Below are 13,230 nucleotides of genomic sequence, written 5' to 3' on the forward strand. Positions count from 1 at the left end.
ACATACTCAAACCCCGCATTTTGCGGGGTTTTTTATTGTTTCTCCACGTTTTAAGGCTCATTTAAGGCGCTTGGCGAAGACGGTCAATTAATGCTTCAAGTATTTTCCCGGCAATCGACAATTTAGGTGGCAGCATTGGCAGGTTATCAATATGATACCAGTCTGCATCGACAATTTCTTTTTCATCGATAACGATGTCGCCACTGTCATATTCGGCCAGGTAGCCCATCATCAGTGAGTGAGGGAATGGCCAGGCCTGGCTGCCAAAGTATTCCAGATTTTTGATTTTGACCCCCACCTCTTCGCCGACTTCCCGGTGCGTTGCCTGTTCGACACTTTCGCCGCTCTCGACAAACCCGGCGATGATCGAATACATTTTAGAGTTACTGTGACGCACACCTCTGGCTAACAGGATTTCCTTACCACGATAGACTGCCACAATCGTGCACGGCGACACCCTTGGATAACAGCGATGCCCGCACTGATGGCACTGCACCGCCATTTCCCAGTCGACCGCCTGGGTGGGAGACCCACAGCGGCCACAGAACCGATGGGTGCGCTGAAAATGCACATATTGCCAGGCGCGGGAGAGGGTTTCATAGGTTACCGGTGGCTCACTGGTCATCAATTCCCGCAAACCGGCATTGCGCCAACCCGCAGCACTGATATTCTCAGCGCCGAGATCGATAATGTATAACGGATGAGAGAGCGGTAAGTCAGCGGCATGCAGGTGGTGAACCTGATCCTGATAATGATGTAAAAAAGGTAAATCTGACCAACTCATTAATGGCAGCAAGTCACCTTCTTCAGGCACCAGTAACTGATCGCGATTGAAGATAAGCCAGTGACCCGGCTGCACTATGGTGTTTCCTGTAAACTTTAACATATCAGCTACCATTACGACGTTGGTTTTATTCTACCACAGTGACATTTGATTGAACCAAGAAGCGCTGTCTTTTTACTTGCTGCACGGTTAATTCCTATTATCCTTTAGATGGTTAAGGTGAATTATTTCCGACTGTCATTTGTGAGACTCTGAGGCAGTGTTATACTCAAATTAGATTGATGACAGCCTCATGAGGACGTTCAGAGTGTTAAATCAGGTAGAAAAAGCCCGGCAACGCTGGGGCGGCGCGAGTAAAACCATTGATAACTGGCTGGATGAGCGCCGGCAGTTATTGATCCAGTATTGCCATTTAGCCGGGGTCAATTACCAATCAGCCAATACACTGCCTGATGAAACCGAGGTAAACGAATTTTGTGCACTGCTAATGGATTACCTGTCAGTGGGTCATTTTGAAGTTTACGAGATGCTGGTGAACGACGATGAGGATGGACAAGCGCTTAAACAGGAGCTGTTTCCAAAAATCAGCGCCACTACCGACCATGCACTGGACTTTAACGATCAGTTTGCCGAAGGCTTCAACGCTCAGAATACCCGGGGGTTTGAAGTTGCCATTACTCAGTTAGGGGAAGCCCTGGATGACCGCTTCGAATTGGAAGATCGGTTAATTCAGAGAATGCATGGCCTCGTCAACGACGAGGTAGCCGGTTAGCGTCCCGGCCTGGAAACAGTTATCATAATTTCTTATGCCATTAATTCGTATCAACATTATTAAAATTCAGCATGAAAAATAGCACTATAATAAGTAAAGCGAGAGCCTACTGCGAGCAACGGGGAGCACGATTTACCCCATTAAGGGAAAAAGTGTATGAACTCATGCTGGAAAAGCACGGCCCCATGGGTGCCTATGAGTTGCTCGACGGCCTGAAAGAAACTGAGTCCAGCGCCAAGCCGGCAACCGTATACCGGGCACTGGATTTTTTGCTCGACTTCGGCCTGATTCATCGCCTTGAATCCACGAATGCGTTTGTGGCTTGCTATCATTTTGGTTGCCACCACCCGGTACAGTTTCTAATTTGCGACAGTTGTGGTGACGTCTCAGAGATACAGTCGGAAGGATTGAAAGAAACGCTTGATAACCAGGCCAAACAACACGGCTTCAAAATTTCCAAACAAACCATTGAAGCCCACGGCCTTTGTGCAGACTGTCAGGAGAGTGAGTCAACTACACTGGGAGAGGAACAACATGAATGCTGAGTTCGTAAACCCGTTTATCGGCGGCCTGCTAAACGTTTTGGAAACCATGGCTCAGACGACGCTAACCCCCGGTAAACCCAAGAAAAAAAATGATGACGTTGCCCACGGCGACGTATCTGGATTAATCGGCATGGTGGGGCCCAATGTAAAAGGGTCAATGTCTATCACTTTCGATGAAGGATTAATTTTGAGCATCATGCAAAACATGCTGGGCGAGGCTTCCAGTGAAATTGATGCAGAAGTGGCCGACATGGTCGGTGAAATTACCAACATGATTTGTGGTAACGCCAAGCGTGATCTGGCCGAGAAAGGTTATGAGTTTGGTATGGCTACACCGGTTGTTGTCTCTGGAAAGCAACACAGTATAAGCCATCAGGTAGACGGGCCGAAGATTATTTTGCCGTTTAACCACGAACTCGGAAAAGCGTACCTGGAAATCTGCTTTGATAAATAATTACTGGCACTCTGAAAAAATTACCTTACCACCTCATCCCAGAGGCTTTCATTTAATTACTGATTCAATCACCAGCGCAATACCACAGATTCGTGACGTTGAGGTGGGTTTACTGCACCTCATGCTGCAACATACCAGTGCCAGTTTAACCATTAATGAAAATGCCGACCCATCGGTAAGAAAAGATCTAGAATCCTTTTTTAATCATACAGTTAAAGAAAATACACCGTATTTCATTCATACTTATGAAGGGTCTGATGATATGCCGGCTCATATTAAAAGCAGCCTTATGGGATGCCAGTTAACCATCCCGATACAACAAGGGCGGCTCGCACTCGGCACCTGGCAGGGTATCATCCTCGGCGAGCATCGCGACAGCGGGGGGTCCCGCTCAATTATTGCTACTATTCAGGGCAACACAGGCATATAATAGTTAGACTTAAGTTCAATGCTGGCACGGCTTTAGCATAGAACTACAGGACACACTTTATTGCCAACACAGGAAGTCAATAATGAAAAAATCTACTATTACTCTTGCACTCATTGCAGCAGGCTTAGTTTCTGCCCCTTCATTTGCTCAGGAATCAGACGCGAAAAACTGGGCGGGTATCTATGGCCTGTACTACAGCACGGACGAAGGCAAACCAGAGCCAACCGGTCAGTTGGACGACGGTTTTGGTTTGGGTGCTGAATACGGTTTCCGATTTGATGAAAGCTGGGCAGCGAGAATTTCAGCTTCTTACCTTGATATCGATGGCACCAATGGTGGCAGCGATGAAAGCGGCCCAATGTTGGGCGTTGATGCCATGTACTTCTTCCAGGACGACCTCTTCTATGTTTTCGGTGGTTTGTACCACCAGGATCTCGACGATGATTACCAAATGCTGGGTTACGGTATGGGTAAACACTGGTCAGTTAACGACGATGTTGCCGTCATCAGTGAAATTGCGGCTTACCGTGATCTGAGCGACAACTTATATGACTACAGCGTGAAGCTCGGCGTATCTTACACCTTCGGCGGTACATCAAGCTATTCAGAGCCAACGCCTGCCCCTATGACAGCCGCACCGGCTGATTCAGACTACGATGGCGTAGTGGATTCGCTGGACAAGTGCCCGGGTACTCCTTCAGGAACCGTTGTCGACAGCATGGGCTGTAACGCAGATAAAGATGGCGACGGCGTAATCAACAGCCAGGATAAATGCCCGAACACCCGTGCCGGTTTAGCCGTTGATGGCGTGGGTTGTGCTATTGAGCCTGACTCAGATAACGACGGCGTTATCGATAGCCAGGATGCTTGTCCGGATACGCCTAAAGGCGACAAAGTGCACCCGAATGGTTGTACCGTGTTTACCAATAAAGAAGTGTCGATTGAAGTTCGTATTCTGTTTGCCAACAACAGCGCTGGAATTGAAGACAAAAGTGACCCGCAAATTGAAGAACTTGCTGCCTTCCTGAATCGTTACGGCAGTACCTCTGCAACTATCGAAGGTCACTCTTCAGCACCGGGCGCCCCAGCATACAACAAAGACTTGTCTCTGCGTCGTGCGAAAGCATTAAAGTCTGTGCTGGTTAATCAGTACGGTATCGATGCAAGCCGCTTAGATACCGTAGGTTACGGTGAAGAGCGTCTGTTAGATACTGCTAACACTAAAGAAGCACACCACCTAAACCGTCGTATTGAAGTTAAAGTAAGTGAGACTATTGAAGTACCCGCTCAATAATCTTTAACCCAATCAATAATAAAAGAACGCCTGCGACTGCAGGCGTTTTTGTTTTACTTATGACTGTATTATCGGACTGATGGCTTCGCATTGCGCAACGCGGATTGAAGAACTGAAGTGCGCGGGATGAGTATGCCTCCCGCAAATCCGCTTAAAGCTCTCACGGTTCGATGAACAATACATTTCCTCAATGGCTAGCGCTTGCATAATAACTACTTAATTATTATTCTCGGTGAAGTTGGGAGCTCACAGTAGATTTTTGTGCCGCCAATCAACCATCACGATAAAAAGCTGGCAGGGATTGCCAAAACCCCTTTTCAGTTTTGTTTTTAAGCAGCACTTTGGCAATACACAATATGTTTGAGAAAGTTATATGTCCTGTGCCATTTCTGTTTTAATGCCTGTACTAAATGGTGACTTCACACACCTCTCTGAAGCTATCGACAGCATTCTCGTGCAATCATTTAAGGACTTTGAGTTCTTAATTGTGGATGACGGCAGCAACCAGGAAACCAAAGACTTTCTGGCAGAGTATGCTGGAAAAGATAAACGCATCATCATTATAACTAACCCAGTCAATATGGGTGTAGGCAACTCACTCAATAAGGGGCTGGAAAACGCGGTGGGGCGCTACACGGCCAGACATGACGCCGACGACGTTGCTCATCCTGAGCGCCTGGCCAAACAATTTGCTTACATGGAAGCCAATCCCGACATAACCTTAAGCTGTACCTCGGTAAATCATATCGATATGCAGGGGAACAAGATTGGCGGCTATCCGGTTAGTACCGACAGCGAATTACTAGCCGCAGAGCTATTACTCAATAGCCGGCTGTGCCATCCCAGCCTCATGTTTCGAACCAAAGAGATCCGCGATAATGGTAGTTACCCGGTCACTAAAAGTGCGCAGGATTATTTGTTATACCTGAGGTCACTTAAAGCAGGTTTTAAGTTTGGCGGGCTAGATGAACCTTTAGTGGATTACCGGATAAATACCGAGAGTATTACCCGTAAAAACCGCAGTAAGCAATTATCTACGGCACAAGCAGGCTCTTATGATCATGCTACAAGGCTGGTGGGAGAGTTAGACCAAGAGGCATTTGAACGTTTTTGGTTCTTTGTAGCAACTCAGGGCCAAAGTGATCTGCGGATCAGTGATTTAAGAAAATTACGTCCGATACTCACCTTCATCAGGCAAAATCCGCCATACTACCGGGCCTGGAAAGGTTCGTTTCGTTACGTTTCCCGTAATGCACTAGCTATCAGGTTCTCACTAAGACGTTTGCTTATCGCTTTGTACTTTCGTTATCAATATTAACTATTACAGTAACGCTAAGTCTACGTCACAGCCAGCTTTTGCTGATGCTCTGGCAGCAAATAAGTCTGCTCTGTCACAATATGCTTTAACTTTTCAGCTGCCAGCCACAGTTCCCCAAAACTAACATAAAGCGGCGTAAAACCAATTCTGAGCAGATCTGGTGCCCTGAAGTCGGCAATCACGCCGGCTTCGATCCAAGCCTGGCAAATCGCGTAGGCGTGTTCATGTTGAAAGGCCAGTTGACTGCCTCTTTCTAATGCAGAGTCGGGCGACACACTAGTAAACTCTTCATCCAGTCCACAGGCCTTAAGGCACTCCAGAAAGAATTCCCCCATGGCCAGAGATTTCTGCCTCACTTGCAGCATGTCTACGTTTGACCAAACATTAAGTGCCGCTTCCAACACACTCATCGCAATCACTGACGGCGTGCCGGAGAGATTTTGTTTTACGCCGGCCACGGGCGTGTAAGCTGAGTCAAAAGTAAAAGGCGCGGCGTGTCCCATCCAGCCACTAAGCGGCTGCTGAAAAGCGTTCTGATGGCGTTCAGCAACATAAATAAATGCCGGCGCGCCGGGACCACCGTTAAGGTACTTATAAGTACAACCTACGGCGAAATCCACGTTGCAGTCATCGAGTTTTACCGGCAGTGCACCGGCAGAATGTGCCAGATCCCAGATCACCAGGATCCCCCTGGCATGGGCTAACTCAGTGATCTTCTGCATATCCAGCAATCGTCCACTCCTGAAATTCACCTGGGTCAGTAACAGAATGGCGATACTCTCATCCAGTTGCGCTTCGATATCACTTTCCTCGCACAGCACCAGCTCACAGGACGCCTCACCCAACTGTTGTTTAAGCCCCTCAATGACATAAATATCAGTCGGGAAATTATCTGCCGTGGTTATCACCTTTTTGCGTCCTGCCTGCATCTGCAAGGCGCCGCTCAGCACTTTAAATAAGTTAACCGAAATAGAGTCGCAACAAATAACCTGCCCCGGCGCGGCACCAATAATCGGCGCAATCAACTCGCCACACTGATGGGGCAAATCAATCCAGGCGTGCTTGTTCCAGCTGGTGATAAGGTCCTGCCCCCATTGCTGATTAACAACGTCTATAGCACGTGCTTTGGCTGCCACAGGCATTGGTCCGAGCGAATTGCCGTCCAGATAAATGGTGTTCGGGGGCAAATAAAACTGCTGACGGAGTGGCGCGAGAATGTCCTGCTCATCGAGATTCTGCGCAATAGACAACATCATTCGGCTCCTTTTAATAATTGATTAAGCAACAACTGATAGGCGGATGTCTGGCTGTGTAACCAGTCAAAATGACCGGCCCCTTCACTGATAATGACTTCACTGCCCGATAGCTGACTTTGGTTAACCGGCACGATAGCATCGGCATCCCCCTGAAGCAGAATCACCGGTGCCTTGATACGCGCAACATCCGGCGTTGCAGCCGCATACGCCTCGGGAAGTTCATCTGGCATACCGTTAAAAAATGGCGGCGTCGCCGTCTGACAACTGTTAGCCCCTTTGGCATAAGTAACAGGATCAGTAATAGCTGCCAGGCCAATGATTTTTTCTACCGGAAACGTTAAGGACTGCGCAGCCAACAAGGCCAGATGCCCACCTGCCGAATGACCCGCCAGATAAACCGGTACGTCTCCCAGTGATTGTTCATTCAGCCATTGTTTCACCTCGGGTAGGGCCTGTTGAATGTCGGTAAGCGTGCCGGGCCAGCCACCACCAGCATCACCCGTGCGACGATACTCAATAGCAAATGTCGCTATCCCTTGTTTGGCCAGTGCAGTAAACGTGCCGCGGGCATGGGTGTAATCATAGGCATTTAGCCAGCATCCGCCATGGATAAAAATTAGCGCACTTTGGGTTTTGACCTGAGCCGGCCAGTAATAAATACGCTGTAGCGTACTGTCTGCATAAGCAATACTGGACGCTGCAATCTGGTAACGCTGACTAACCACTTCGCTGTACGGCACATTCTTTACCTCGTTTATCGAACTGTCCGGTAAAGTCTTACATGCCTGCAAAGCGACCATTACGGCCAGGAGGCTGAGTACTCTTATCATAGAGGGCTTCTCTTCTGCTCCGTTGCATACTCGCACTGTAACTCCTGGGATACGCCGGTTTAGCGGGCCATCAGAGTAACGGCTATTGAAAACCGGTGCAATAAGCATGGTCAATCCAAGCTTACCCGAAAATAGTTTGCAAGTACTTACTTCCTACTCATAACATAAAATAAAAGAATGTCACAAAAACTGTCATATGCCAGTCGGCTTGCAGTCGCCCTGCTGTCGTCACGCTTTGTCGGATGAACATGCTGCAATAGCGACGTCAACTCAGCACAACCTTTGTACTGACGACGAACGAAAATTACAGGTTATTATATAGGTATGGAGTCCCGAATATGGCACACTTAAATTCATCCAAAGACAATCAAAGCACTGCAATGTCATCACCCAATTTCATCGACGGATACTGGTTTTATTTTAACGATGGCGATACCGATATTGCCGTCCACGGCTCAGCCTGGTCGGGTAAAGAAACGGTTTATGTTAATGACAACCCGGTGTCGAGCAAACGCGAATTATTGAAAACGGTAAGCGAGCACCAGTTTGTCCACAACGGACACAACTATCGTGTGCGCTATCATATTACCAGTTTATTGCGCGGCGATCTGGAGTGCGAAGTGTTTAAAAACGGCGAATTACTGGCGTCTCAGTCAAAGGCGTTTGTTTCATCGTCTAAGCGAAGCTGGCTTAACATTGTCAAAATGTTTGGTATCGGCTTTATCTTCGGTTTATCGGCGGTTGCGCTAATCAAATACCTGGTTGCATAGGGATCAGCGCTGTGGAAATCGATGCACTGCGAATAAAAGCGCTACGGCAACAGCACCAGTGGACCCAACAACAACTCGCCGAGATGTGCGGCGTGAGCTTACGCACCATCCAGCGCGTTGAAAAAGAAGGTAACGCAGCGACAGAAACGGTGATGAGTCTGAGTGCAGTATTTGAAGTGACGCAGCAGTCCTTACAGGTGGTGCCAGAAGCAGACTCGTCATCCTGGCAATCTATTAATATCGGTAAGCAAACGCTGAGTATTCTGCTTGCCTTGTTAGTGGGTATGGTTACCGGTGGCGCGCTGATGTACTGGCTGTTGAGCTCATAATCCTTTGCGTGTTCGAGGGCTTTAATACTCGTCGGGTACTGCCGGGCCCGCGTAATTGTCAAAACGAGAGAACTGGCCCTGGAAGGTTAACCGGCAGGTACCGATGGGGCCGTTACGCTGCTTACCGATGATGATTTCGGCGACACCTTTATCTTCACTGTTTTCGTGATACACCTCGTCACGATAGATAAACATGATCAAGTCGGCATCCTGCTCAATCGAGCCCGATTCCCGTAGATCGGAGTTCACCGGGCGTTTATCGGCCCGCTGCTCCAGACTCCGGTTCAGCTGTGATAAGGCTATAACCGGGATATTGAGCTCTTTAGCCAGCGCTTTAAGCGAGCGTGAAATTTCCGCAATTTCCAGCGTTCGGTTGTCGCTTAAGGAAGGCACTCGCATGAGCTGCAGGTAATCCACCATGATCATGCTCAGTCCGCCCCGCTCCCGGGCCAGCTTTCTGGCACGGCTACGCACGTCCATGGGCGTCAGACCGGACGAGTCATCCACATAGATGTTGTCTTTTTCTTTGAGCATGGCCATGGTGTTTGAAATGCGTGCCCAGTCTTCGTCGTCAAGCTGCGCGGTTCGGATTTTGGTTTGATCCACCCGGCTGAGTGATGCCAGCATACGCATCATAATCTGTTCGGAAGGCATCTCCAGACTGAACACCAGCACCGGCTTGTCTTCTGCCAGCATGGCGTTTTCCGCCAGGTTCATAGCAAAGGTCGTTTTTCCCATGGAGGGCCGTGCTGCAACGATGATCAGATCGGAAGGCTGCATACCACTGGTTTTTTTATCCAGATCGGAAAACCCGGTGGTCACCCCGGTCACTTCCCGGTTGTCTTTAATGAGCGCCTCAAGACGGTCGATGGTCTTACCCAGTACCGACTCAATACTCTGCGGCCCTTCCGAAGCCCCGGTGCGGCGCTCAGCAATTTCAAACACCTTACTCTCGGCCATATCCAGAATATCGGCGCTGTCGCGTCCTTCCGGATTGTAACCCACTTCGGCGATTTCGTTAGCCACGCCAATCAGTTCGCGGGTGATGGCCCGTTCCCGAATAATTTTCGCGTAGGCGGTAACGTTGGCAGAACTTGGCGTGTTGCGGGCCAGCTCACCTAAATAGGCAAAGCCACCAGCGTCTTCGAGCTGGTCGTTATTTTCGAGTAATTCAGATACGGTAATCAGGTCGACTGGCTGACTTTGCGCCAGCAAATCAAGGATCGCCTTAAATACGATTTGATGTGAGCGATTATAAAACTCTGCATCGGTAACCAGCTCAGATACCTTATCCCAGGATTCCGGATCGATAAGCATACTGCCCAGCACAGCCTGCTCAGCTTCTATGCTGTGCGGCGGTACTTTGAGTTTTTCTACGCTTTTATCGGAACTGGCCGGAACAACTTTCACCTGACGATATACCTGAATAATTTGCAAGGGGGTTATTATGCGATATTTAGCGCTCGCTTGCATCGTTTGTTGGGGGAAAATGATCCTTAATCATGGCTAAGCCGATATACTAAAGATCAAGACTAAGGCCGCTCGCCAAACAGGAATGTTATGAAGAAAACCTCGTTATTACTGCTAATTCCCGGGCTTGTTTCAATGAGTGTGAATGCCAGCGAGACACTGGTAGCGCTAGAGAGTTATCCTGAGCCAGGCGCATCGCACCCCATGCCAGAATTTAAAGTAGATGCCAGCTGGCCTGATTTACCCGATACCTGGATTATTGGCCAGGTGCCGGGGCTGGCGGTGGATAAGGCCGATAACCTGTGGTTACTGCACCGCCCCAACTCGCTGAGCCCGCTGGATCTGGCTCTGGAACAAACGCCCCCCACCGGAGTCTGCTGTGAAGCGGCTCCCCATGTGGTGCAAATCTCACCGGCCGGAAAAGTGAAAAACAGCTGGGGCGGCGAGTCCATCGCACCGGAAATTGACGGTATTAACCAGTGGCCGCAAACCGTACACGGCTTATTTGTTGACGATAACAACACGGTTTGGCTGGGCGGCAACGGCAAAGGCGATCATGTGGTACTTAACTTTACGGCGGAAGGTAAATTTATTCGCCAGTTTGGTAAGCGCAACAGTACGCAGGGCAATCAGAGCAAGCAGTCGCTGGGCAACCCGGCTGATATTTATCATGACGCGCAGACTAATGAAGTGCTCATCGCCGACGGCTATATCAATAAGCGTATTATTGGTTTTAACAGCAACGACAATGCCTTCTCACAATACTGGGGCGCCTACGCATCTATCCCAGGTGGCGGTACCCGCGCTGGCGATTTTGATGTATCGCAGGCCACCGCGGGTGCCGATAGCATTAATACCGAAGCGCCCAACTTTGGCGATATTGTGCACTGTGTTACAAAGTCAGATAACGGCCTGATTTATGTGTGCGACCGGCGCAATAATCGCCTGCAGGTGTTTAAAAACGATGCCAATGGCCAGATGACCTTTGTGCGAGAATTAGCAATTGCTGGCAATACCATGGGCCTTGGCACCGCCACCGATGTCGCTTTCTCTCCTGACAATCACTACATGTATGTGGCCGATATGATGAACGGTCGTATCTGGGTACTCTGGCACGATACCTATGAAGTACTCGGTAGTTTTGGCCGCCCCGGCCGCTACCCCGGTCAGTTTACCTGGTTGCACAGCGTGGTGGCCGATAGCAAAGGAAACCTCTACACCTCTGAGGTCTCTACCGGCCGACGGGTTCAAAAACTGGTTTTGGTTTCAGAATAAGCCAGCGGAGCGGTGCCAGCTTACGGCGCCGCAGCAACCGGAAAGTCTGCTAATACCCCCGCCAGAGACTGATCGCACTGACTAAATACATTACCTTGGGGGCGGTAGGCGATGGATTCCACACCGGTCATGCCCAGCAGCATATCGAAAACATTATCATGAGAGATGTTTTGTGAGGCGAATTTTCCATCACAATCCCGGTTAACCCCAGCATAATCAGACTGCAGGTTTTGCCAGTACAACATGGGGACATGGGTTTGCGATTCAGGTGCCAGGGCATAGGGAAAGCCATGCAAATACAAGCCTGACTCGCCCAGTGATTCGCCGTGATCAGAAACATATAACAGCTGGGTATTACCGATGTCACTGCGCTTCAATACCTCGATAATTTCGCCCAATACATAATCGGTATACGCAATGGTGTTATCGTAAGTATTAATCAGTGCCTCATTGCTGCAATTTTGAATATCACTTTGCTGGCAATCGGGCGTGAAACGTCGAAAGGTTGCAGGGTAGCGTTGATAGTAGGTCGGGCCATGCGAACCAATCATATGCAGCACCAGTAGTTTGTTGGGTCGGTTTGAATGGGTAATATATTGTTTCACTGCGGTTACCAGCACGCTGTCGTAACAGGTGTCTTTATTACACTCACCGGAGTCCTCGCGCGGCTCAACAGTAAAACTGGGCACGCGCTTACAAACGCCTTTACAGCTGGAGTTATTATCAACCCATGCCACCTCAACGCCGGCACGCTGGATAATATCCAGCGCGTTATCCTGATGATCAGCGGTATAGTGGTCGTACTCGTCACGGTTTAAGCGCGAAAACATGCACGGCACAGAAACCGCCGTTGCCGTGCCACATGAGGCAACCGAGTTAAAGTAATGCACATGTTCACGATCCAGATTAGGTGTTGTTTCCCGGGGATAGCCTTGTAACTGAAAATGATCCGCTCTGGCGGTTTCCCCTACCACCATTACCGTGAGCGTTGTCGAGTTGGCGACATAAGGGTTAATTCGCGGAGCCGGATCAAGCACTTTAAACGGCGTAGGCTCAGTAAAGTAAGTATCACGCACATATTTATAGGTAGAATCATAAGCAGTTGCCGGCGTAATGTATTTGGTAAGTTCTTTGTGATTACGAAAAAACGCCGCGTAATCTTTATAAAACAGCGCAGCAATAGCAATAACGCCCAGCATTCCCACAACATTTACAGCAAACACCGACACGACACGTTGCTTAAAGGTATCGCTAAACCGAGTCCTTGCCAATATTACCATGGGCAATACCACGGTTAGCAGCACATAGCCGACTATCGATATGTTTAAATAACTGAGCGCCTCTTGAGAATTGGTTTCAAAAATATTGCGTAGCATTTCCTTATCAAACACAATGCCGAATGAAGACGTGGCATAACTCACCAGTGCAGCAAACAAAAAATTAATCATGATTGCCAATCGCAAGCCCACGACCATTGAGAGCAAAGACGTCAGCAGGGTCATTACAATGACCATAAAAACCGGCACACTCAGAACAAACAGCATGTCATGCACCGAGCTGATATTCACCGCGGCCCAGAACATGGTCAGAAAGGTTTGATTAAACAAAAAGATATTCACCACACTTACCAGCAGTAGCAAATGTACCGCTCTGCATTGAAATTGTGGGATGCCAGGCAATCGGAATACAGGTTGAGTTTTCAT

General features: G+C 48.9%; 14 protein-coding genes. 9 read left to right on the top strand and 5 right to left on the bottom strand.

Annotated features, from left to right (window positions below):
• Positions 1-61: 61 nt before the first annotated feature.
• The gene (gene nudC / locus AC2T0J_RS02980; RefSeq protein WP_489808703.1) at positions 62-886 is read right to left on the bottom strand and encodes an NAD(+) diphosphatase; all 825 of its coding nucleotides are present in this window, start codon (positions 884-886) and stop codon (positions 62-64) included.
• Between the two features lie 205 nt (positions 887-1,091).
• Between nudC and rsd the strand changes: the two genes are divergently transcribed.
• The 6 genes from rsd to AC2T0J_RS03010 all read left to right on the top strand — a co-directional run bounded on the left by rsd (position 1,092) and on the right by AC2T0J_RS03010 (position 5,597).
• Complete coding sequence (gene rsd / locus AC2T0J_RS02985) at positions 1,092-1,556, top strand: sigma D regulator (protein WP_489808704.1); 465 nt, start codon at positions 1,092-1,094, stop codon at positions 1,554-1,556.
• Positions 1,557-1,627: 71 nt separating this feature from the next.
• Positions 1,628-2,101 (top strand): transcriptional repressor, encoded by a 474-nt coding sequence (locus AC2T0J_RS02990; protein ID WP_105935147.1) that lies wholly within the window; start codon positions 1,628-1,630, stop codon positions 2,099-2,101.
• Complete coding sequence (locus AC2T0J_RS02995; protein WP_489808705.1) at positions 2,091-2,555, top strand: chemotaxis protein CheX; 465 nt, start codon at positions 2,091-2,093, stop codon at positions 2,553-2,555. Before AC2T0J_RS02990 ends, AC2T0J_RS02995 begins: the two co-directional genes overlap by 11 nt.
• Positions 2,545-2,985, top strand: coding sequence for a secondary thiamine-phosphate synthase enzyme YjbQ (locus AC2T0J_RS03000; RefSeq protein WP_489808706.1), 441 nt, complete (start codon positions 2,545-2,547; stop codon positions 2,983-2,985). The genes AC2T0J_RS02995 and AC2T0J_RS03000 overlap by 11 nt, the downstream gene beginning before the upstream one ends.
• Before the next feature lie 82 nt (positions 2,986-3,067).
• Complete coding sequence (locus AC2T0J_RS03005; RefSeq protein ID WP_489808707.1) at positions 3,068-4,279, top strand: OmpA family protein; 1,212 nt, start codon at positions 3,068-3,070, stop codon at positions 4,277-4,279.
• 397 nt (positions 4,280-4,676) lie between these two features.
• Positions 4,677-5,597 (top strand): glycosyltransferase, encoded by a 921-nt coding sequence (locus AC2T0J_RS03010; protein WP_489810426.1) that lies wholly within the window; start codon positions 4,677-4,679, stop codon positions 5,595-5,597.
• Between the two features lie 20 nt (positions 5,598-5,617).
• Here the strand turns inward: AC2T0J_RS03010 and kynU are convergent, their stop codons facing one another.
• Both kynU and AC2T0J_RS03020 read right to left on the bottom strand, forming a co-directional pair.
• A complete protein-coding gene (gene kynU, locus AC2T0J_RS03015) occupies positions 5,618-6,853 on the bottom strand; it encodes a kynureninase (RefSeq protein ID WP_489808708.1) in 1,236 nt (411 codons plus the stop codon).
• Entirely contained in the window at positions 6,850-7,683 is an 834-nt protein-coding gene (locus tag AC2T0J_RS03020) for an alpha/beta hydrolase family protein (RefSeq protein ID WP_489808709.1), read from the bottom strand. The genes kynU and AC2T0J_RS03020 overlap by 4 nt, the downstream gene beginning before the upstream one ends.
• A gap of 338 nt (positions 7,684-8,021) precedes the next feature.
• Here AC2T0J_RS03020 and AC2T0J_RS03025 point away from each other — a divergent pair, with 338 nt between their 5' ends.
• Both AC2T0J_RS03025 and AC2T0J_RS03030 read left to right on the top strand, forming a co-directional pair.
• Positions 8,022-8,453 (top strand): hypothetical protein, encoded by a 432-nt coding sequence (locus AC2T0J_RS03025; protein WP_489808710.1) that lies wholly within the window; start codon positions 8,022-8,024, stop codon positions 8,451-8,453.
• 11 nt (positions 8,454-8,464) lie between these two features.
• Complete coding sequence (locus tag AC2T0J_RS03030) at positions 8,465-8,782, top strand: helix-turn-helix domain-containing protein (RefSeq protein WP_489808711.1); 318 nt, start codon at positions 8,465-8,467, stop codon at positions 8,780-8,782.
• A 21-nt stretch (positions 8,783-8,803) separates the two neighbouring features.
• On the opposite strand, the gene dnaB is transcribed toward AC2T0J_RS03030, so the two are convergent.
• Positions 8,804-10,192 (bottom strand): replicative DNA helicase, encoded by a 1,389-nt coding sequence (gene dnaB / locus AC2T0J_RS03035; RefSeq protein WP_105935178.1) that lies wholly within the window; start codon positions 10,190-10,192, stop codon positions 8,804-8,806.
• Between the two features lie 150 nt (positions 10,193-10,342).
• Between dnaB and AC2T0J_RS03040 the strand changes: the two genes are divergently transcribed.
• Complete coding sequence (locus AC2T0J_RS03040) at positions 10,343-11,527, top strand: NHL repeat-containing protein (RefSeq protein ID WP_489808712.1); 1,185 nt, start codon at positions 10,343-10,345, stop codon at positions 11,525-11,527.
• A gap of 20 nt (positions 11,528-11,547) precedes the next feature.
• Here the strand turns inward: AC2T0J_RS03040 and AC2T0J_RS03045 are convergent, their stop codons facing one another.
• Entirely contained in the window at positions 11,548-13,230 is a 1,683-nt protein-coding gene (locus AC2T0J_RS03045) for a phosphoethanolamine transferase (RefSeq protein WP_489808713.1), read from the bottom strand.

This window comes from Alteromonas sp. ISO5, assembly GCF_058105165.1.